The organism is Haloarcula sp. H-GB5 (assembly GCF_054850705.1).
In genome coordinates, this window is the sequence record NZ_JBTWBG010000002.1 from 598,673 (window position 1) to 617,857 (window position 19,185).

Sequence of the window (19,185 nt, forward strand, 5' to 3'; positions counted from 1 at the left end):
CTGGTATACGCCAGTGAACCGTTCAATCAGTAGTTGTTAGCGTTGACGACAAGTCCTCTATCGCTCGCAGTCTCGCTAAAGTCGTGCGTTGCTCCACCGAGTTTCACATCATCCTCTCGTCTGTCGCTTGTCTCGTCTTCCGCCTTGATGAGTGAAACGTCCTCAAGGGCGGCATGAATTTGCTGTTCCGTTACTCTGTATCGAGACTTTTCAGACGAGCGGCCAGTATTCATTCCATCTTCAAGGACGGCCTTAATCTCCGCCACCCCAAGCCCACAGCGGACGTACAGATGTTCCAATAGCCGTGCGTCCTCGTAGAGGGGGCTACGGAGGTGGGTCGTATCAACGGCTCCACATAGGGGAACCTCGATGTAGCCCTCTTGCTCTACTGCTGGCACGTCGAACGACCCGTCGCCCTTGGGTTCCTCGATGTCGTGAATGGTCAGCGCTTTGCGAACCTTGCCCACCGTCGTATCCAGTTCCGCCGCAACATCCTCCACCGACGTAACCATGCCATGCTGTGACACGGCCCACACGTCCGCGTGTGCCTCTGGCGCAAGGACGCTTTCACAGTAGTCTGCATACTCTTTATCGAGAAGGGGTAGCCCTTCATCGAAACCGACCGCTTCCTCGGGTGCAAGGAACTTGTCAACCGCCTCTGGCCTGTCCGCTCGCGGCTCGCCGTCTCTGTCGTTTTGCTTTGCCTCTCGAATCGCTTCCGTGTCCATGTTCGTCGTCATATCAGTTACCTCCGTACTGCGAAAGTGGGACCGCATACCACAGTTCTGCGGTATTCACATCTGTCGCCAAAATCTGCGCGCATTCCTCCACCGATACGTTTTCTCCGCTCGCTTTGCGAAGGACGTGTTTCTCGCAATCACCTCGGCCGACAACAGTCATCTCGAAATTGACACCGTTCACAGGTCGGTGGTCGTAGAAAGTATCAACTCGACCAACAGTTTTGGGCAATTCAATAATCTTGCCTTCCTCTTGTGGTATCGAAACCTTGTGAACCTCGTTCATCGTCCTATCTCCGTTACCGTTGACTCATTCATTTTCATTGTTAGTTAGTCTCCATCATTGGGATTCCATCTTCCTCTGTCCACTCGTCTTCTAGATGCACCGCATTGTGTTCCTCAACTGTTAGAACTTCAACGCCGTCCTCGATGTTCAACCACGGAATGCCGCTCTTGTGATGGACGTGTGTGCTTTCCTCTCCAAACACGTCGTGTGGGTCAGCGCCGTCGGCAACAGCCAGAAGCCGATGAACGTGAACTGTTCTGGTAGTTCCATCGGGGTCATCGGCTTTCCAATGTTCGTGACCACCACTGTCTGCGGCGGTGAAGGAAGCCCGTTCAAGCCGCACCTTCCAGTCTTCTGTGCGTGCGTCAAGGCCAGTCTTATCCAACCAATTGCTGATAGTACTGGCATCACAACCGAACTTGTCCCCTAAGTCACGTGTAGACATTCCTTCATCGTGATAGAAATGACATAGAACGTCGATATCTTGATATGGTTTCTCAAGTCGCTCAATCTTCTTCTCGATACACTTCTGAATCGTTGCTTCCTTGACTTCGGCCACTGCTGCGCTCATTAGAAGTTGACCTCGTTGCTGTCGTCCTCCGCGAGAAGGGCTTTACAGCCTTGCTCGATAACGAGTCCGTACGGAACGTTCTCGTCTCCAAACACCGAAATGCGAGTGCTGCGAAGTAGTTCTTTTTCTGATTCTGAAAGTCGAACTTTCTTATCTCGTGCCATAATTTAGACCTCCACGAGAATGTCAATACCGCTCTGACTCATCTGCACTATCACAGCGCTGTCAGGAATGTTCAGGTCGGTGTTCTTTGGTCCACGGTCCCGCTTGTTGCGTCGTTCGTAGGTCGTTTGAGTGGCGTCTGCATCATGAACAACCGCCAGAATGTCGGAACCAAGCGCCTCTACCTCAGTGGCGCTAAGGTCGTTTTGTAGTTCAATACTGTCACCGTTACTGCAGTTCGTAGTCTTGTAGTTCGTCATTGTGTCTCAATCCTTGGGGGCGTTGGCGAACACGGCTTTTTGCAACCTCTCGATGTCCGCCGCCTCTCGCCCTTATATTACTGCTACGCATGAAGGGGTTGTACCCACCTCTGCCCCCTCTATCTATAGCGTACTGACGAGTGACCCATTTAAAGAGAATCAGCGGAGTTGTTCTCACCTCAAATTGGGTTGTTTTTTCGACGGCCACCGCTTGGGAGGCGCTCTCTCTCTGAAAAACTGAGTGGCCCCGCTGAGCAAACCCCTCGTGCGTAGCAATACAATAGAAGGGCGTGATGCGTAGAACCCCAACCGTCGTGGGCGGAGGACGGTGAGACGCTCAGGCCCGTGTGGTGCGGTGAGATACGAGCGGTGCCAGAATGCTCGTTGAAATGCGGTAAAGGGGAAAGTTTGTGCAAATCAATTCAGAGATAATTATATATCAACCAATGCAGAATATTATTAGACAAGTGCGGCAGTATCGGCTACCAAATCCAACAAGTGATGTTCAGTGGCACATCGGTGAGACGAGTAATGGTGTTGGACGCACTTGCGAAAGCACAGAATATGTCTCAATTGCAGCCTAAATAATGGCGATATGGGTAACATATTGGTGAAAATATGAACGAATGTCCGACGTGTAGCGAGGAGTATGAACGTCTTGGTCAGCACTTCGCTCATAACGACCATCGGCCCGCCCTCACCGAATACGAGCGAAGTATCATCGAGTATCTTGTACTTCGTGGGGCACAGGTCCGTGAAAACGCCTCACGTCCGTCGCTCGCCGTCTTCGGCACGGACAAGAAGTGCCTCACGGACATAGCCGACAGCCTTGGCTATCTCGCCAACGACGTGCGGATTCACGAGGATAGTACGACGGCCGCACAACGGCTCCAAGAACAGCATGGGAGTAAGAACATCCAGTTCGATGCGGACAGTATCGAGGACGTGTGGACGTTTACTACAGTTCCCCACGAGGGTTTCTCTGACTATGAGGGTGGGGCATCCGAGCTTGAACGACTCCACCCTCGTAGCCTTTCACTGTTGGCACTGCATATTGGCGACGTTGAACAGTATTCTATCTTCCCCACTCTGCATTTCGACACTCGCAATTGCGACGTTTCGGCCACTCACTTTCGGACGCTTTTGCATCGTGAAGGAATCAAGACACTTCCCGCAGACGCTACGAAACACGACAATGTTGCGGGCCGTTTGAATCACTATCACGACGGCGTTGTGAGCGTGCCACATCCCGCCTCGATGGAACTTCTTGACAGTCTTGACCTCGAACTTGAGGATGTTGCAGACGGGCCGATGCAATTCGGCTAAGGTCACAATTCTCGATTAGGAGGGTGGCGGTGTGGGAAGCGACAGCTTGCATCGAGACAAGACCCACCCTCCACCCCTCTGTCTTCCCAAGAAGCCCAAGTGGCGTTTGAACGATACGAGCGGTTGCAGTTGCCTCACCGCAGACAAGGAAGCCTATGGCTTCCGCAGTCAAGGTGAGGTAACAAAACCGCGAAGTTACTACACATACAACATACTACTATAGTAATAACAGCGCCCGCGTAAGAGATTCGGAAATCGCAAGACGGAACCTCCGTCCGATTTAGAAGTAGCCGAGCGGCGTTGAGGGTGGCTTGAGTACTTGCATGATGAAACCCACTCGGTTCTCTCAGAAACCTTTCTTCGCGTTTGTGAGCGCCCTCAGAATCAAACTGATAGTCTTGAGGCGGCTCGAATAACCGAGAGTAATTGTCTACACTCTATCCAAGTGGTCGTAAACGCGTTCCGTCGTTTGAATTGAGCGGTGACGTAACCGATTTCGAACGTCGTAGAGTGTGTTACCGTCCTCTCGGTTCATCATACGGTAGGCGACACTGTGGCGAAGCGCGTGGGGGCTAACGTCCGTGGGGCCGCCAAGCCCTTCGACAGTGTAGGGTTCTATCTCGGCATCTACAGCGGCGTCCCTCACCACGTTACGGACGCTCTCGGTAGTCATACGGTCGGACTGACGGGACGGAAATAGGGCTTCGGGGTCTTTCCACCGATTCGAGAGGTAGGTTCGTAGGGTTCGGATAGTCTCGCCCGACAGCTCAATCTCGGTGTAGGTCGGACTGTTGTCATTGGGGTAGTCCTTCTGGATGTCCGCGGGTAACATCAATACGCTGTCCTCGAAGTCTATCATGCTCACATCAAGAGCGACCGCCTCACCGACACGTAGCCCCGTGTCCGCCAGCAACGCAATGAGAGCGTCGTTCCGCGTGGCGAGATAATCCGCACTGTTCTCGACTGTTGCGTTCCGCATAGCGTCTATCTGTTCGGGTTTGAGCCATACGCGAGCTTTCGCGTCAGTTTGGGAATTTGCAGATTCGGACATTGGAACCACCGTGGTACATAAACGAATACACTCCACCTCCTAGTGAGTTTTGGTTTCTACAAACATACTCCCAAACTCAGTGAAACACCTACCTCCCCCGTCGAAACTACTGAGCGAACGGGTCCCATACTCCACTGGGGAGGGGGTGGATTTGAGGGCGAGACTTGTAACTCGTTGTTTCAGATTATATGGAAAGGATATCGGTATAAATTGTCACGGCCAACATCCCCACCAATATGATGAATGCCGACAACACCTTCACCCAATCATCAGCGGGAATTACATCCACAATTTGAGCGAGGACGAGGACAAAGGTGAAAAACACGAGTGACTGGTTGATGCGGTTATCTCGTCTTGACAGTTCACGCTCGTGGGCTACCTCAAACCCGTCTGTGGTTAGTTGGAGAGCGGCATATTCTTTATTATTATCATAGGACACAAGGCCTGTATTTTGAAGATGCTCCCGCATTTCTGCAATTTCTTGCGTTTCCTTGTTTAGCAACTCAACATTTTCACGCAAACCATCATATAATGCCTCCTCTTGGATTTCGGGTGTCACTTCCTCTTTGCTAAGTTCGTCGGATAATGCGGTCCGACGAATCTCTCCATTATTGTTATGAAGACATTTCAGAATCTTAGCCCAATCTGGCTCATTCATAGAGACCTATCCAGATTAGCAACTATCCTGTTTTAGAAGATTATCGTTCTTTGTGTCGTTTGGCTCACTGCGAACATACTTTGTCGTACCCCGCTTCACAGCATTAACGTCTGTTCGTTCTCCGTTATGCTCTACCACTACGTTATACCCCTCTTTTTCTATGAGGTCATATACTTGGGCGGGTGTTCGGGTAGCAATCCCTCCCTCTTCAGCGTCGAAGCCAATTGTTTCAATGTCTCGGCAGTCTTGCGGGTTGGTATCTACGTTTACGCATCGAACAATCAATGCCATGTGAAGGCATCTCTTGCAAGGGAGTGTAAAGGTCCGCAAACCACGGTGAAAGTGGTCGGTCAAGACAGGCCAGATTAGCCCCGAGGCTATCGTACCTAGGATTTATCACAATGAATCTAGATTACGTGGGTGTGAACGCTACGGGGATAGAGCGGCGAACCACCAAAAACCGCAGTACGTGACGCTAATCACGCAGAAACATACGGTGGGACTGGGATTTGAACCCAGGAATCCGTGAGGATACCTGCTTTCAAGGCAGGCGCAATAGGCCGCTCTGCCATCCCACCGCAGTCAAGGGTATTCGGTGGGCCTTCTAAGACCTGTCGGTCTCTCGGACCACGGTCGGATCGCCGTCGTCATCGACAACACGGATTCCGAGGTCATCGAGGAACGTCGCCGTCCGTTGCGGTACGACCCGGCCAGCCCGGTTCCGGGCGCGTAGCAGCGGAACCATCGTTTCGAGGTCAGATTGCGTTTCGAGGACGGGCGCTGATGGGAGGAAGTCCACATCGAGACCAGCATCTGCGGCACGCTCGCCGATGGTTTCGACCGCCGGGGTGGCGTAGCTGTCCTCGAAATCTATCGGTTCGCCAAAGCCCGCGTAGTAGACGCGGCCGCCCGCAGCGGGGCCGAGTACCACGCCGCTGGATCGGAGTTTCATCGCCGCGCTGTCGATGAGTTGGCGGTTCAACAGTGCTGCTGTCGGTTCGACGGCGGCGACGGTTGCGACGTCTTCCCGGTCGAGGAGGTGTGTGACAGTGTTCCCGACCCGACCAGAGAACGTCGAACCGACCTGTACCTCGAACCGAGCGTTGTCCGGTGATTCGAGGGCCGCTGTCACTGGCTCCCGAACCGCGGTCTCGGGGTCGACACCGTCCGGGACCTGGTCCGATGGCCGGTAGTTCACCAACAGCTCGGCACCGCTGATCTCCACCGCACGACAGACGTCGAGCAGCATGGCCTCGTATAGCTCGGCGGCCTCGGCGTCGTCTACGATGCCGCCCGCCAGCTCCTGCAACACGAACCCTTCGACTGGCGGATCAGCCAGCACAGTTACCGTAGTCATACTGTCTTCTCGGCCCGACTGTGATTAGTCGCTTGTGTTCCACTGCAGCGACAGAACAATTATAAGATGTGAGCAGTATTTGATAACTAAGAGAAACTATATGGAGCAATCCCAGACCTACAGATGCGATGGATGTGGGTCGGAGTACCGTGTTCTTGGTGACTCGCAACCGAAGATCGTATGTCGTGACTGCGAACGCGAAGCCACGCTGTCCGGGACCGCAGCGGCACAGCGGGCGTACCATGTCGGCTACATGCGGTATCGTGAGGCACGCCGCCAGCTATCCGACGCGCTGGCGACCGTCGAAGAGGGGGAGATGGCGCTCGCTCGTGGGGGGTTCGACAGTGCCGCAACGGACTTCGAGGAAAGCGTCGAGGAGTTCACGACGGCTGTTCGTGAAGCGGACGACGACGCGCTGGCCGAGTTGTCGGAACGGGCGCGCAAGAAAGCGACCTGTTTCTGGCAGGCTGCCGAGTGGCTCAGCGGTATGACCTACGCCAGCGAACAGGGTGCATCGACACAGGCGAGCCAGTACCGCCACGATGCTGAAAACCGGTTGCAGGCAGCAACGGAGTACGGGACAGTGTCGAGCCCGGACGAGTTGCTCCAGACCGCTGAGACTGAAGTCCAGTCCGACACCTAATTATCGCCCGCGCCGGCCCTTCGTCTGCCGGTAGTCCTGACCGAGCGTCTCACTGAAGTGCTCTAGAAACGCTGTCCGTTCCTCGTCAGTCTGCTCGTTCGGCGGAATCATCGGGAGGATTTCGAACCCGCGGCCGCGAATCGTCGTCGCGTGTCGCTCCTCGATATCCAGTTCGTCCTCGCTCATCGTCGTGTACTCGAAGGCTAGCTCTTCGAGGGGGCGCTGCCCGACCGGCAGCAGGATTTCGGGGTTTATCATCCGTATCTCACTGTTGAGATACGGCTCGCAGTTGACGACCTCCTCGTCAGTTGCCTCCCTGTCGGGATGGCGGCAGCGGGTGACGTAGGTCAGGAAGGTGTTCTGTAGCTGTGGCCTGTCGGCGTCCGGGTCCGAGCACATGTCGACCGCGGCGAGGATGTCGAGCAGTTCGCGCTCACGCTCCCCAGTGAAGGGGACGCCCGACTCGTCAGCGCCGATTGCGGGCGAGTCGCCAAGGACGATGAACTCGGCGCCCACGTCACCGTAGCCATGGACGACGTTCTCGCGCGTTTCACACAGCGCGGGGCAGTTCTGGCACTCCTCGTCCATCCCGAACGGGTTCGATTTGGACTCCTGTTGTGCGTCCATCTTACTCGTCGTCGATAGTTTTCGCGTGGGTGTCCGCGTCCTCCGGATCGTTCTGCGGGCTGGACGGGTGGTAGTCGGTGTCGTACTCGCCCGGCCGGCCGTCGAGCCGGTCGGGGTTGATGCGGCCGCCAAGCAGCATGAAATCGAGCACCGTACAGGCGAGCATGGCCTCCACGACCGGGACCGCCCGCGGCGGCAGGACTGGGTCGTGGCGACCGGTGACGGTGATCTCCTTGCCTTCGTCGGTCTCCCAGTCGACCGTCTTCTGGGTCTTGGGAATCGACACCGGCGCGTGCCACGACACTTCGCCGTAGATCGGCTGACCGGTTGTGATGCCGCCCTGGATGCCACCGTGGTCGTTGCCGACCGGCGTCGGGTGGCCGTCCTCGTCGAACTCCCAGTTCTCGGTGTACTCGCTGCCTCGGGTCGTCCGGGCCTCGCGGCCGATGCCGTACTCGAAGTCGTTGACCGCCGGGATGGAGTACATCGCCTGTCCCAGCCGGGACGGGAAGCTATCGAACCGGGGTGCGCCGAGACCGGACGGGACGCCGCGACACTCGAAGTATATCGCGCCACCGATGGAGTCCCCTTCCTTCTGGTGCTGGTCGGCCACGTCGCGCATTTCTTCGGCGGCCTCTGGGTCGGCACAGCGGACCTCGTTTTCCTCGCTGTGTTCGAGCATGTCCTCGAAGGTGACCGGACCGGCCTCTACGTCGCCGATCTGGCAGACGTGGGCCTTGATCTGGACATCGTAGTCGGACTGTTCGAGCACCTGCTTGGCGACGCCGCCGGCGGCGACCCAATTGACCGTCTCGCGGGCAGAGGAGCGGCCGCCGCCGCCCCAGTTCCGGGTTCCGAACTTCGCGGAGTAGGTGTAGTCGCCGTGGGACGGCCGTGGTGCCGTGATGAAAGGTTCGTACTTGCCCGAGCGGGCGTCCTTGTTCTGGATGACCATCCCGATGGGGGTCCCGGTGGTGTAGCCGTCCTGAATCCCGGAGTTAATCGTCACCTTATCGGGTTCGCCCCGAGAAGTGGTGATCATCGACTGGCCGGGCTTGCGCCGGTCGAGGTCTTTCTGTATCTCTTCCTCCGAGAGTTCGACACCCGCCGGAACGCCGGAGACGGTACAGCCCATCGCCTCCCCGTGGGACTCGCCGTAGGTCGTCATGCGGAACAGACGACCGAACTCGTTGCCGTTCATTACAGTGGTGTCGGGGTTGGGGGCATTTGAACCTTGTAGATGCGCCCCTCAGTCGTCGAGCCACCTGACACGGTCGAGAAACTGCACCGTCTCCGCCGCCCTGATCTGTTTTTCAAGAACCGCATCGAACACCTTGTCTGCGTCGTCGGGACAGGGCTCCCAGGTGTACCGTACCAGTGTCGTGTCCGTATACTTCGTGTTGACCGTACGGGCAAAGTTGCCCACTGAGGAGGTAGTACACCGGCGTCCAACCACCACGCAGTCGAATTTGCGGTCGGCCAGCAGTGTCATCGCCCGGTCGGTGTTCGGTGTCGTTACTAGTTCGACTGCCTCGCGCTCGTCGGCGATATCGGCCTGCAAATCAAGCAACAACTGGTCGTCATCGACGTAGAGGACTGTCGTGGGGTTCGCAGTAGATTGTTCGGAAGCGCTCGTCTGATTCACAACGTGTGTTGTAAATGTTCTTCACTGCGTAAAAGCACACCTATCTACGATAGACACAACGTTCTTTCATAACAAAATCTGGTCAGGCAGTGACCTGATACTCTATTTTCCGACAGCAGCCCCGAGCGAGTCGAGCACCTCGAAGAAGTCCGGGAAGGACACGTCGACGTGCTCCGCGCCGGTCACCGTCGTCTCGCCATCGGCGACGAGGCCGGCGACGGCCAGCGACATGATGATACGGTGGTCCGCGCGCCCCTCGACCGTCGTGCCGACGAGATCGCTGTCCGCGCCGTAGACGAACAGCTCGTCCTGATGTTCCTCCACCTCTGCACCCATCTTCGTGAGTTCCTCGGCCATCGCACTCACACGGTCGGTCTCCTTGTACCGGACGTGCTCGGCGTCGGTGATCCGCGTGACGCCGTCGGCGGCGGCTCCCAGCGTTGCGATGGTCGGCAGGAGGTCCGGTGTGTCTTCGACGCCGACCTCGATGCCGGTCAGATCTGACTGTGAGACGGTGATTTCGCCGTTTTCCCTGTCCCAGTCGAGGTCGGCCCCCATCCGGTCGAGGATGTCGACGATGGCGGCGTCGCCCTGCGCGCTGGGGAACGCCGAGGTGACGCGCAGGCCGTCCTCGGCGGCGAGTGCGCCGGCCGCGAGCAGATAGCTCATCGACGAGAAGTCCCCGGGAACGTTGTAGTCGCCGCCCGCTGGCGTGTAGGACTGGCCACCGTCGACGGTGAACCCGGCGTCGGTCTTCTCGGCGTCGACGCCGAAGGCTTCCAGCACCTCCAGCGTGATGTCGACGTACGGCGACGACTTCAGCTCGGTCGTCAGGTCGATGTCGATGCCGTCCGGCGAGACAGCACCGGCCATCAACAGCGCAGTGATGTACTGCGAGGATACGTCGCCGGGGATCTCCACTGCGCCGCCGTCGATGCCGCCGCCAACCACGAGCGGGGCCTGCCCGTTCCGGCGCGTCGACTCGGCGTCGCCGTCCAGTTGTTCGACGGCGTCGAGCAGTGGCCCCTGCGGGCGCGACCGGAGGGACTCGTCACCAGTCAGTACCCCGAGGTCGTCTTGCAGTGCGGCCGTCGCGGTGACCAGTCGCATCGTCGTCCCGCTGTTGGCACAGTCGATAACGTCGTCCGGCGTCTCCGGACGACCGTCAAAGCCCGTCACTTCGACCGTCGACCCGTCCGCTGCCAGCGAGACGCTGCCGCCGTAAGCCTCGACCGCTCGCATCGTGGCCTTCGTGTCCGCACTCACGAGCGGGTCGTGGACTACTGCGCCGTCAGCGTAGCCCGCGGCCAGCACCGCCCGGTGCGTGTAGCTCTTGGACGGCGGCGCTTGCGCCGTCCCCGCGACCGTCGATTCGGCAATCGTGATGTCCATGCCCGGTCGGTAGCGGGCGTTCGACAAGAGGCTACCGCTCTCTCACCCCACCGACGGTGGGAGCAACGACCTTGTGGCTGGCAGCGGTACCACCGCTATGGTCCCACGGATGGACAGTGCGACCGCTGTCGTCACGGGTGCAAGTAGAGGAATCGGCGAGCAGATAGCCCACGCGGTAGCGAGTGCAGGCGCACATACGGTCATCTGTGCCCGCGACGCGGAGGCGCTTGAGCGTGTCGAGGCCGATATCCGGGACGCGGGTGGCTCTGTGACCGCGATTCGGACAGACGTGCGCGACGAGTACGACGTGGAACGATTGGTCGAAACTGCCACGCGGGAGGGTACCGGTGCGATACAGTACGTCGTCGCCAACGCCGGCGTCTACCACGGAACAGCCGGCGAGACACCGCTTACCGAGGAGTCCTACGCCGCCTTCGACGATCACCTCCGGACGAACGCTCGGGGCGTGTTCTCGACGATTCGCGAGGCCGTCCCACATCTCGGTCCGGACGCCCGTATCGTCGTCCCGACGGGCGTCGTCGCCCGCGAGGGAATGCCCGGCTACGGCTCGTACGCCGTCTCGAAGGCCGCCGCGGAGGCTGTTGCTCGCGGGTTCGCGGCCGACCTCGATACGCCGGTCGGTGCAGTCGACCCCGGGCAGGTCGCGACGGACCTCTCCGGTGACGGCGGACGCGACCCGGAATCCGTCGCCGAAATGGTTCTCTGGGCACTCCGGGATGCGGACCCGTCCACACTGGACGGCGGTGTCCTCGACTGGGGTGACTATCGGTCAGCGACGCGGTGACCGCCACCGATGGGTTTATTGGCAACAGACCGGTGAATGTAGACAATGTCTATTAACTCTAGCTCAGTTTTTAATAACACTGGGCGGGTGTCCACTGCCGGTATCGCGAGCGTCGTCGGCCTGGTAGTCCTGTCAGCCGTCGCAGCCGCCGGCGGGGCGAGTAAGGTTCTGGTCATCTCCTGGGTTGCGTTCGTGGCGATGGGACTCGGCGCGTGGTTCGGTGCCCGGGCCGACGAGACGAACCCCTACCGACTGGTCTGGGGCTACGGGCTTGCGAGCGGGGCGATGGTCACGTCGGCGGCCATGTTCCTCGTCCCGCAGGCGATGGGACTGGGCGGCCAGGCCGGCGCAGCGCGAATCGGCGGCGTTGGCATCGCCGCTGGACTGGTTACCGGCTACGGCACCCACACTATCGGCCACCGGCTGACCCACATCGAGACTTCCTTCGACATAACGACGCTCGCCATCGCCGCCCACGCGCTCTCGGCCGGACTGGTTATCGGGCTGGTCTACGCTTCGATGCCGGAACTGGGCATCCTGCTCGGGCTCGCTATCGTCTCGCATAAAGGGCCGGCCGGCTACGCTGCCGCCCGGCGGCTCGGACGTAGCGACAAGTCCGCCACGGCACTGTTGCTCCCCGCGGCCGGTGTTGGTCTGACGGCGATCCCGTCCGCACTGCTTCCGATCCCGGAGTCAGCACTCCTCAACGCAGTCATCTTCGGGTTCGCCGCTGGCATCTTCCTCCACGTCGCGATGGACTTCCTGCCCAATTGCGAGGCCGGCAGCGAAATCGACGAGGTCTGTGAACTGCACGATCACTCCCACGACCTCCTCGACGAACTCCGGACGCACGCCGTCGGCTCGACGGTGGTCGGCGCTGCCGTCATTGTGCTGGCATGGGTCGCTATCTGACGTTCGCGGTCACCGCACGGGGATCGTCACGGAGATGCTCGTCCCGTCGGCATCGGTCTGGATGTCGATATCGCCACCGACGTAGCTGATAAGCCAGTATGCGAACCACAACCCCAGCCCGGACCCGTGTTCGAGCGGCTTTTCCTCCGCTGCCTCGATGACCCGTTGTTCCTGATCTGGGACGCCCGGTCCGTTGTCCACAATCGTCACTGTCACTGTCGAGTCGTGGCACTCTGTCCTGACAGTGACTCGCGGTGCCGATGCGTCAGAGTGCTTGATACCGTTCTCGATAAGTTCCTGCAACGCCGGGACGACCTTTGCATCTATCGTGGCTGACGAGCTGGGGCCGACCTCGACGGCGAACTCGGCGTCGGGATATGCTGCGGCCAGCCCGTCCGTGATGTCACTGAGCGCGTCTTCGAGTCCGCGCTCAACGTCTTCGGTAAGCGAGTCCGCGAGCAGTTCCTGCACGTGGTGTGCTTTCTCGCTGATGTCGAGCAGGGACTGCACATTCGATTTGATCGTCTCAAGATGGGCGAGAGCGTCGTCGTCATCGACTAGCTCCGACAGAATATCCGCACGGCCGCTGATCGTCGTGCCGTTGTTCCGGAGATTGTGCCGGAGAATCCGATGAAAGACGGTGAGCTGTTGCTCGCGCAGCCGACGACCGGTAATTTCGTCCTGCATTCCGACAAATCCCTGAATCGTCCCGTCCGCGTCCTGGATCGGAGCGATAGTCTGGTTGATGATGAACCGCTCGCCGGACTTGCGCTCGTTTACGATCTCGCTTGTCCAGACCTCGCCGCGACAGATCGTGTCCCAGAGCCGTTCGTAGAACTGTTCGCCCTGTTCACCGGACTTGAGTATCCGCGGCGTTCGACCGATCGCCTCGTCGGCGCTGAACCCGGTGAGTTCCTCGAATGCCGGGTTCACGTACTCGATGACGCCGTTAGTGTTCGTTATCAGAATCGCGTGCCCCGCGTGTTCGACGGCGTTCCTGAACCGCCGGAGTTCGCTGTTTTGCTCCCTGAGGTCCTCGACGAGGTCTTCTGTGTGGCTACGTCGCGCGAGGAGGTTCACGATGGTTCGAAAGAGCGCCTGCGTGTCGACCGGCGCTGTCACGACGTCGTTCACGACAAGTGGCTGCTCGGCAGCGTCGATATCGGGGAGGTCGATCCGTGTCGGCGTCTCCTCGCGACGGACCAGAATAACGGGGCAAAACACCGGATCTGACCGGTGTTTGTACGCCTCTATCGCTTCTCTGTATTTCGGAAACGTCGACTCGTCGACGATGTGGAGATCGGCTTCCCGGAACTCGCCGTCCGTGATCGGCGTGTGGTGTTCGGCGACGACGGAGGCGAGTGCGTTCCGGTTACCATCGCCGGCCAGCAGCAGTTGGATGTCGGCCATCGGTGGTTAGCGGGTGGACGAGCGTCCGTCGCTGTCTCCATGCTGTTCGGGAACGCCCTCGAACACACCGTGCATCCCTGAGACGGGGGCACCGACCTGTAGGCCGTCGGCGGTTATCTCGAACCGGCGAGGCACCGTCTCGAACCCGCCGACGCGCTTTTTCAGCGCACCGACAACACGCTGGAGTTCGCCCGCAACCTCGATGTAGTTCTCGAAGACGATGTTGTCGGCGAGGTAACTGACGTTCTCGCTCGTCGGTTCGTGCAGGCCCGTCACGTCTCTGCGCTGGTCGATCAGAATCACCGCGGTGTTCCCGCGCGTGAGATGCTGCGTCAGGGCGTGGAGCCGTCGACGCAGTTCCACGTCGTCCTGTCCGTGCTTGATCGCGTTCTTGTAGCCCGCGATGCCGTCGATAACGACGAGTTCGGCCCCACGCTCCCTGGCCTGTGTCTTGACGCGGTTTGCGAACTCCTCGGGCGACAGCGCCAGCGATTCGACCTCCTCGACGCGAAGTGTCCCCTCGTCACGCAATCGCTGGAGCGGCATCCCGAACGTCTCACAGCGGTGGGTGAACGTGTCGATCGATTCGTCGAACAGGTAGGCGAGCGCCGGGGACCCGTCCGCCGCTGCGGAGGCCAGGAACTCCGTCGCCGTCGTCGACTTGCCGACGCCGGAGGGGCCGCTGAGAATCGTCACTGTCCCGCGTTCGAGTCCGCCATCCAGAAGGGAGTCCAGCTCCGGGACTCCTGCGGAAAACTGCGTGGGATCGAACGACCGCGTCCGCCGTGCCGGTTCGAGCGCCGGGTAGACCTCGACACCGGACTCCCGGATCTCCATCCCGTGTGAGCCGTCCTGCTGGCCGATCCCGCGATGCTTTCGCAGCCGAATACGCCGGCCTGCCTTCTCGTCGCCGTAGCTGAGTGAAATAATGCCGTCGCTGAGCGACCTGAGCTGGCTGTCCATCTGATTGCTCGGCGTCTTGGTTGCCAGCACGGTCGTCTCCCTGTCCTGTAGAAAGCGCGCGAAGGAGATGACGCGCTTGCGAAACTGGTACTCGGTCGGTTCGAGATATTGGAAGTGCGTGATGGGGTCGATGAGAATGCGATCCGGGTCGACTCGCTCGATAGCCTCGCGGATATCCGAAATCAGGTGGCCGTCCTCGACATCTCGCGGCTTGACAACGTCGTACGACTCGGCCTCCTCGAAGAACTCCGAGTCGGGGCCGACGTCGAGAAACGTCGCGTCGCCGATATCGATGCCGAGTTCGGCAGTGTTCGCCAGCAGGTCGGCGGCAGACTCTTCAGCGTGAATGAACAGCACGTCGTCGCCGGCTTCGAGCCCCGCTTCGAGAAACTGCGTGCCAAGCAGTGTTTTGCCGGTCCCGGGCGGCCCAATAACGAGATAAAGCCGCCCTTCTACCAGCCCACCTCTGAGAAGCGAATCAAGGCCAGAGATACCGCTAGAAAGCTGCGTGAACTGCCGCTCGGAAGAGGACATAGTAGGAGTATCGGACGGCCAGTAATAAGCATCTCGCGAGAATACCGGCGTGACAACCGGGGACAGTCCACGGATCATCGATTCGGTCGCCTCGCTCTTTCGCCCGCTCGCGTCGCTCGTGGTCGACCTAGTCCTCACTGAGTAACTGCTCGGCCAGAATCGGCACGAAGGTCCACAATCCACCTTTTGACCTTCGGGTGCGCTCCCTGTGGTCGCACACCGCTCGGTAAAAACGTGGTCTTGCTGAGCGGAGCGAAGCAAGGCTCGAAAGACGAGCCACGCGAGTCTTTCGGTGGCGAAAAGCGACCACTCGCGTCGCTCGTGGTCGACCTAGTCCTCACTGAGCAACTGCTCGGCCAGAATCGGCACAAAGGTCCCGATGTCGGTGACCATCCCGACTGCCTGTGCGGAACCGCGGTCAAGGAGTTGCGTTACCGTCGCGGGGTTGATGTCGACGCAGACGACCCGGGTCGTCGAGGGGAGGCAGTTCCCGACGGCGACCGAGTGCAGCAGGGTCGAGAGCATCAGGACCATGTCTGCCTCGTGGGCCTGCTCCCGGATGGCGTTCTGGGCCTCGACGGCGTCGGTGATAGTGTCCGGGAGCGGGCCGTCGTCACGGATAGAGCCCGCGAGGACGAACGGTCGGTCGTTGTCGATGCACTCGTACATGACTCCGGATTCGATGGTTCCGGATTGGACGGCCTCCTCGATGCCGCCCTCACGGATGACCTCGCTGATAGTGTAGATGTGGTGTTTGTGGCCGTGTCGGGGATGGTCAAGACTCTCGGTATCCATCCCGAGCGACGTGCCGTAGATGTCCCGCTCGATGTCGTGGACGGCGAAGCCGTTGCCGGCCGAGAGCATATCGACGTAGCCCTCTCGAACGAGGCGAGCGAGGTCCTCACGCGCCCCGGAGTGGATAAGCGCCGGTCCACAGACCGCCATCACCTTGCCGCCCTCTTTTTTCGTCTCCTCGATCGCGTTCGCGATCTTGCGGATGGTCGACTCAGAGGGTCGCTCCGATGAGACGCCGCCCTGCATGAAGCCGAACGCGCCGCCGGAGTCCCGTGGTCGCTCCGGGGGCTGGACCTTGATGCCGGTTTCGTCGGTGACGACCAGATCGCCCTCCTCGATGGCGTTGAGGACTTTTGTGTAGGCCCGCGGGGAGTCGCCATCCTCGACAACCACGGCGCAGTCCATCTCCATGTCTTCGACCTCGATCCACTCGCCGTCGTGACGGATGTACGTCGGGTGGTTCGTCGTCGAGTAGAACCCATGCGGGACTACTTGGTCGTCGGGCGCGGGGACGAGCGTGGCGTCTTTCGGGTCCGAAGGGTTGACGCCGTGCTGGTGGAGTTCGTGGACAATCGACTGCAGTTGGTCCTCGTCGTCGGCCTCGACGAGCATCCGGGCGTAGGACTCCTCGTCTTTGTGGCGGCCGATATCGAACTCCTGAACGGAGAAGGAGCCGCCCAGGTCCATGATGATGCCGAAACAGGACTGCATCATCCCGGAGTCGATGATGTGGCCCTCTAGCTCGACTTCGCGAGAGACGGTCATGGCCAAGACATGGAGGCAGGTGTGTAAGACGGTTTTGGGTCTGCGTGACCCCGGCGGCCAGCTACTGCCCGTCGACGTGTCGTTGCACCGCCCACGACTCTCCTCCGCCCGTCTCACACAAGCGATCGAAGAAGCGCTGTAGCCCGTCGGACTCAGTGGTCGGCAGGACGTGCAGTCGGACCGTCCCGTCGCGGACCGCGACGCGGAACACGTCGGTCGTTTCCTCGTCGCGGACCAGCCACAGCGGCATCGGCAGGTCGTGGAAATCACCGAAGCGGTACGGTCCAGCCTCGAGGATATCGACGACTGTCTCGGCGAGGTCCGGCGTCGCCTGCTCCTGTTCCGGGATGAGTCGGAACTCCGTCCCGCCCTCGTATTCGACCCCGCTTCCGTGGGGAAAGCGCCGCTGTGGGTGTGCGGGGATGCTGAACGAGGGGTCCGTGGTCATCTGTCACGTAGTTGGGCGCTTTCGGATTTAAATTCGCGGGCCATGCAGGGCTTGGTACCAATACTCTTGGGACTGTGGCGGCCCGACGTGGTCTCGGGTCTAGCATGACCGGTGGCGAACTAAAGTCATGAGAGTGAATTGTCTTCGGAGTGAGGAATCAGTATGCGCGTTAGTCTGGCGGTGGTAGACCGTCTCGTCGCGAACGGTATCGATACCGTCTTCGGAATCCCCGGAAAGCAGTCCCTCCCGCTGAACGAGGCCATCGGCAACCGGGACGACATCCGCTTCGTCGTGGCACGACACGAAACTGCGGTCTCACATCAGGCCTGGGGCTATGCAGAGACGAGCGGGGAGATAGCGAGCACCGTTGTCGTCCCCGGCCCGGGCGATATGAACGCGATGAACGGCCTGAAAAACGCGCTGAACGACTGCACGCCGCTGGTGCATTTCGCCATCGAAACGGAGCCGGCGCTCCGGGGTGGTGATGCGATCCACGAAACCCCACCGGACACCTACGACAACGTCGTCAAAGAGAACATACTGCTGAAAAATCCCGAAACGACAGCGGCGACAATCGACCGGGCGGTACAGGTCGCTCAAACACCCCCGAAGGGCCCAGTCAGAGTCGGGCTTCCGAAGAATTATTTACAGATGGATGTCCCGCTCGCCGGTGCAAGCACACCGTCGGCTCCGTCCGCAAGCACCGTCCCGGAGCAAGAGGTTTCGACAGCCGCCGAGCACCTGCTCACGGCCGAGCGGCCGCTTATTCTGGCCGGTGGTGGTATGCGAGCGTCGGGTGGGACGGCGGCGCTCCGAAGCCTTGCCGAGCGACTCGACGCGCCCGTCGTGACGACGTACAAAGGCAAAGGCGTACTCCCAGAAGATCACGACCTCAGTGCCGGCGTGCTGGCCGGCAGCGCGAGTCCGGAGCTACTGGACTGTCTCGCCGATTCTGACGCTGTGCTCGCCGTCGGTTCAGACCTCGACGCCCACGGGACACGCGGGTGGTCCGTCGAACTGCCCGAGACACTCATTCAGGTCACCATTGACGCTGACGACCTCGGCACGGGCTATGACCCGACCGTCGGCATCCTCGCAGATGCCGCGGACGCGGTGGCGGCGATTGAGAACAGCATTGCGGCGGCTGACACCGCTCCCGCCTCGAAGACGGACGGCACTGAACGCGCACAGGCTGTCCGTGATGCCACGGCGCGCCGTATCGAACCGCTCGTGGACTCGGAACCGCCGCTGACCTCCGTCCATGTGCTGCAGATCCTTCGAGACGCGCTTCCTTCGGATGCTATCACAGCCGTCGACGCCGGGGGATTCCGCGTCTGGGCGCTGAACACGTTTGCGGCGCACGGACCACGCAGCTACGTCAACCCCGGGTCGTGGGCGACGATGGGAACGGGACTGCCGTCGGCGATTGGGGCACAGCTAGCGAACCCGGACACGCCCGTCGTTGCGCTGACCGGTGATGGCGGCCTCATGATGTGCGTTCACGAGCTTCATACCGCGGTCGCTGAAGACCTCCCGATCACCGTCGTCGTCCTCAACAACGACGATTACGCGATTATCAGCGAGGAGGCCGGGCGAAGCTACGACCTCGACCAGCAGGCGTACGGGTGGGACAAGACGCCGATCGATTTCGGAACCGTCGCTGCCGGGATGGGGATGGAAGCCATGCAAGCCGACACACCGTCAGAAATCCGCACGGCGGTTCGAGAGGCAGTTCAGACGGACGCGCCGACGCTCGTTGAGGTCAGGACCGACCCGACGGAGCCACAGGCAAGCGAGTGGATGCGCGAGTAGTGGGTTTATCCAGCGGGAACGCCAAA

At 60.1% G+C, this 19,185-nt stretch carries 22 protein-coding genes and 1 tRNA gene; 5 read left to right on the top strand and 18 right to left on the bottom strand.

Annotation, left to right across the window (positions count from 1 at the left end; translation table 11 throughout):
• Positions 1-26: 26 nt before the first annotated feature.
• The 5 genes from ACYJ11_RS11075 to ACYJ11_RS11095 are packed head-to-tail and all read right to left on the bottom strand — an operon-like array spanning position 27 to position 2,016.
• Positions 27-740, bottom strand: a complete 714-nt coding sequence (locus ACYJ11_RS11075) for a hypothetical protein (RefSeq protein WP_461647802.1) — start codon at positions 738-740, stop codon at positions 27-29.
• 1 nt (position 741) lies between these two features.
• Positions 742-1,023 (bottom strand): hypothetical protein, encoded by a 282-nt coding sequence (locus ACYJ11_RS11080; RefSeq protein ID WP_461647803.1) that lies wholly within the window; start codon positions 1,021-1,023, stop codon positions 742-744.
• A 40-nt stretch (positions 1,024-1,063) separates the two neighbouring features.
• A complete protein-coding gene (locus ACYJ11_RS11085) occupies positions 1,064-1,594 on the bottom strand; it encodes a hypothetical protein (protein ID WP_461647804.1) in 531 nt (176 codons plus the stop codon).
• Positions 1,594-1,758, bottom strand: a complete 165-nt coding sequence (locus ACYJ11_RS11090) for a hypothetical protein (protein WP_461647805.1) — start codon at positions 1,756-1,758, stop codon at positions 1,594-1,596. Before ACYJ11_RS11090 ends, ACYJ11_RS11085 begins: the two co-directional genes overlap by 1 nt.
• Before the next feature lie 3 nt (positions 1,759-1,761).
• Positions 1,762-2,016 (bottom strand): hypothetical protein, encoded by a 255-nt coding sequence (locus ACYJ11_RS11095; RefSeq protein WP_461647806.1) that lies wholly within the window; start codon positions 2,014-2,016, stop codon positions 1,762-1,764.
• Positions 2,017-2,634: 618 nt separating this feature from the next.
• Between ACYJ11_RS11095 and ACYJ11_RS11100 the strand changes: the two genes are divergently transcribed.
• The gene (locus ACYJ11_RS11100) at positions 2,635-3,342 is read left to right on the top strand and encodes a hypothetical protein (protein WP_461647807.1); all 708 of its coding nucleotides are present in this window, start codon (positions 2,635-2,637) and stop codon (positions 3,340-3,342) included.
• Between the two features lie 430 nt (positions 3,343-3,772).
• Here ACYJ11_RS11100 and ACYJ11_RS11105 read toward each other — a convergent pair whose 3' ends face one another.
• The 5 genes from ACYJ11_RS11105 to ACYJ11_RS11125 all read right to left on the bottom strand — a co-directional run bounded on the left by ACYJ11_RS11105 (position 3,773) and on the right by ACYJ11_RS11125 (position 6,408).
• Positions 3,773-4,393 (bottom strand): tyrosine-type recombinase/integrase, encoded by a 621-nt coding sequence (locus ACYJ11_RS11105; protein ID WP_461647808.1) that lies wholly within the window; start codon positions 4,391-4,393, stop codon positions 3,773-3,775.
• Positions 4,394-4,577: 184 nt separating this feature from the next.
• Positions 4,578-5,051, bottom strand: a complete 474-nt coding sequence (locus ACYJ11_RS11110) for a hypothetical protein (RefSeq protein ID WP_004593488.1) — start codon at positions 5,049-5,051, stop codon at positions 4,578-4,580.
• Positions 5,052-5,066: 15 nt separating this feature from the next.
• Complete coding sequence (locus ACYJ11_RS11115; protein ID WP_461647809.1) at positions 5,067-5,342, bottom strand: DUF3892 domain-containing protein; 276 nt, start codon at positions 5,340-5,342, stop codon at positions 5,067-5,069.
• A gap of 203 nt (positions 5,343-5,545) precedes the next feature.
• A tRNA-Ser gene (locus tag ACYJ11_RS11120) sits at positions 5,546-5,629 on the bottom strand.
• Between the two features lie 26 nt (positions 5,630-5,655).
• Positions 5,656-6,408, bottom strand: coding sequence for a hypothetical protein (locus ACYJ11_RS11125; protein WP_461647810.1), 753 nt, complete (start codon positions 6,406-6,408; stop codon positions 5,656-5,658).
• 100 nt (positions 6,409-6,508) lie between these two features.
• Between ACYJ11_RS11125 and ACYJ11_RS11130 the strand changes: the two genes are divergently transcribed.
• Positions 6,509-7,051, top strand: coding sequence for a hypothetical protein (locus ACYJ11_RS11130; protein ID WP_461647811.1), 543 nt, complete (start codon positions 6,509-6,511; stop codon positions 7,049-7,051).
• On the opposite strand, the gene ACYJ11_RS11135 is transcribed toward ACYJ11_RS11130, so the two are convergent.
• The 4 genes from ACYJ11_RS11135 to aroA form a co-directional block, all read right to left on the bottom strand.
• Entirely contained in the window at positions 7,052-7,678 is a 627-nt protein-coding gene (locus ACYJ11_RS11135; RefSeq protein WP_461647812.1) for a uracil-DNA glycosylase, read from the bottom strand.
• Between the two features lies 1 nt (position 7,679).
• Entirely contained in the window at positions 7,680-8,879 is a 1,200-nt protein-coding gene (aroC, locus tag ACYJ11_RS11140) for a chorismate synthase (RefSeq protein WP_188980320.1), read from the bottom strand.
• A 48-nt stretch (positions 8,880-8,927) separates the two neighbouring features.
• Positions 8,928-9,323 (bottom strand): hypothetical protein, encoded by a 396-nt coding sequence (locus ACYJ11_RS11145; protein WP_461647813.1) that lies wholly within the window; start codon positions 9,321-9,323, stop codon positions 8,928-8,930.
• A 102-nt stretch (positions 9,324-9,425) separates the two neighbouring features.
• Positions 9,426-10,715, bottom strand: a complete 1,290-nt coding sequence (gene aroA, locus ACYJ11_RS11150) for a 3-phosphoshikimate 1-carboxyvinyltransferase (RefSeq protein ID WP_461647814.1) — start codon at positions 10,713-10,715, stop codon at positions 9,426-9,428.
• 97 nt (positions 10,716-10,812) lie between these two features.
• Here aroA and ACYJ11_RS11155 point away from each other — a divergent pair, with 97 nt between their 5' ends.
• The gene (locus ACYJ11_RS11155) at positions 10,813-11,520 is read left to right on the top strand and encodes an SDR family NAD(P)-dependent oxidoreductase (RefSeq protein ID WP_188980325.1); all 708 of its coding nucleotides are present in this window, start codon (positions 10,813-10,815) and stop codon (positions 11,518-11,520) included.
• A gap of 45 nt (positions 11,521-11,565) precedes the next feature.
• Entirely contained in the window at positions 11,566-12,432 is an 867-nt protein-coding gene (locus ACYJ11_RS11160) for a ZIP family metal transporter (protein ID WP_049943963.1), read from the top strand.
• Positions 12,433-12,441: 9 nt separating this feature from the next.
• Here ACYJ11_RS11160 and ACYJ11_RS11165 read toward each other — a convergent pair whose 3' ends face one another.
• The 4 genes from ACYJ11_RS11165 to ACYJ11_RS11180 all read right to left on the bottom strand — a co-directional run bounded on the left by ACYJ11_RS11165 (position 12,442) and on the right by ACYJ11_RS11180 (position 17,347).
• On the bottom strand, positions 12,442-13,842 hold the full coding sequence (locus ACYJ11_RS11165; RefSeq protein ID WP_461647815.1) for a PAS domain S-box protein: 1,401 nt from the start codon (positions 13,840-13,842) through the stop codon (positions 12,442-12,444).
• Positions 13,843-13,848: 6 nt separating this feature from the next.
• Positions 13,849-15,339 (bottom strand): ATPase domain-containing protein, encoded by a 1,491-nt coding sequence (locus tag ACYJ11_RS11170; protein ID WP_461647816.1) that lies wholly within the window; start codon positions 15,337-15,339, stop codon positions 13,849-13,851.
• Between the two features lie 330 nt (positions 15,340-15,669).
• Positions 15,670-16,899, bottom strand: a complete 1,230-nt coding sequence (locus ACYJ11_RS11175; protein WP_461647817.1) for an ornithine cyclodeaminase, nickel-pincer nucleotide-dependent — start codon at positions 16,897-16,899, stop codon at positions 15,670-15,672.
• A 61-nt stretch (positions 16,900-16,960) separates the two neighbouring features.
• Positions 16,961-17,347: a hypothetical protein gene (locus ACYJ11_RS11180; RefSeq protein ID WP_005535503.1), complete on the bottom strand. Its 387-nt coding sequence runs from the start codon at positions 17,345-17,347 to the stop codon at positions 16,961-16,963.
• Between the two features lie 162 nt (positions 17,348-17,509).
• On the opposite strand from ACYJ11_RS11180, the gene ACYJ11_RS11185 reads away from it, so the two are divergent.
• On the top strand, positions 17,510-19,159 hold the full coding sequence (locus tag ACYJ11_RS11185; protein WP_461647818.1) for a thiamine pyrophosphate-binding protein: 1,650 nt from the start codon (positions 17,510-17,512) through the stop codon (positions 19,157-19,159).
• The last annotated feature ends 26 nt before the right edge of the window (positions 19,160-19,185 follow it).

Bases quoted from the DNA above. Each gene is read 5' to 3' on its own strand.
- ACYJ11_RS11135 (WP_461647812.1), bottom strand. From the start codon at position 7,678: ATGGACGCACAACAGGAGTCCAAATCGAACCCGTTCGGGATGGACGAG.
- ACYJ11_RS11155 (WP_188980325.1), top strand. From the start codon at position 10,813: ATGGTCCCACGGATGGACAGTGCGACCGCTGTCGTCACGGGTGCAAGT.
- ACYJ11_RS11110 (WP_004593488.1), bottom strand. From the start codon at position 5,051: ATGAATGAGCCAGATTGGGCTAAGATTCTGAAATGTCTTCATAACAAT.
- ACYJ11_RS11100 (WP_461647807.1), top strand. From the start codon at position 2,635: ATGAACGAATGTCCGACGTGTAGCGAGGAGTATGAACGTCTTGGTCAG.
- ACYJ11_RS11095 (WP_461647806.1), bottom strand. From the start codon at position 2,016: ATGACGAACTACAAGACTACGAACTGCAGTAACGGTGACAGTATTGAA.
- ACYJ11_RS11130 (WP_461647811.1), top strand. From the start codon at position 6,509: ATGGAGCAATCCCAGACCTACAGATGCGATGGATGTGGGTCGGAGTAC.
- ACYJ11_RS11080 (WP_461647803.1), bottom strand. From the start codon at position 1,023: ATGAACGAGGTTCACAAGGTTTCGATACCACAAGAGGAAGGCAAGATT.
- ACYJ11_RS11180 (WP_005535503.1), bottom strand. From the start codon at position 17,347: ATGACCACGGACCCCTCGTTCAGCATCCCCGCACACCCACAGCGGCGC.
- ACYJ11_RS11165 (WP_461647815.1), bottom strand. From the start codon at position 13,842: ATGGCCGACATCCAACTGCTGCTGGCCGGCGATGGTAACCGGAACGCA.
- ACYJ11_RS11160 (WP_049943963.1), top strand. From the start codon at position 11,566: ATGTCTATTAACTCTAGCTCAGTTTTTAATAACACTGGGCGGGTGTCC.
- ACYJ11_RS11125 (WP_461647810.1), bottom strand. From the start codon at position 6,408: ATGACTACGGTAACTGTGCTGGCTGATCCGCCAGTCGAAGGGTTCGTG.
- ACYJ11_RS11105 (WP_461647808.1), bottom strand. From the start codon at position 4,393: ATGTCCGAATCTGCAAATTCCCAAACTGACGCGAAAGCTCGCGTATGG.
- ACYJ11_RS11170 (WP_461647816.1), bottom strand. From the start codon at position 15,339: ATGTCCTCTTCCGAGCGGCAGTTCACGCAGCTTTCTAGCGGTATCTCT.
- ACYJ11_RS11075 (WP_461647802.1), bottom strand. From the start codon at position 740: ATGACGACGAACATGGACACGGAAGCGATTCGAGAGGCAAAGCAAAAC.
- aroC (WP_188980320.1), bottom strand. From the start codon at position 8,879: ATGAACGGCAACGAGTTCGGTCGTCTGTTCCGCATGACGACCTACGGC.
- ACYJ11_RS11085 (WP_461647804.1), bottom strand. From the start codon at position 1,594: ATGAGCGCAGCAGTGGCCGAAGTCAAGGAAGCAACGATTCAGAAGTGT.
- aroA (WP_461647814.1), bottom strand. From the start codon at position 10,715: ATGGACATCACGATTGCCGAATCGACGGTCGCGGGGACGGCGCAAGCG.
- ACYJ11_RS11090 (WP_461647805.1), bottom strand. From the start codon at position 1,758: ATGGCACGAGATAAGAAAGTTCGACTTTCAGAATCAGAAAAAGAACTA.
- ACYJ11_RS11115 (WP_461647809.1), bottom strand. From the start codon at position 5,342: ATGGCATTGATTGTTCGATGCGTAAACGTAGATACCAACCCGCAAGAC.
- ACYJ11_RS11185 (WP_461647818.1), top strand. From the start codon at position 17,510: ATGCGCGTTAGTCTGGCGGTGGTAGACCGTCTCGTCGCGAACGGTATC.
- ACYJ11_RS11175 (WP_461647817.1), bottom strand. From the start codon at position 16,899: ATGACCGTCTCTCGCGAAGTCGAGCTAGAGGGCCACATCATCGACTCC.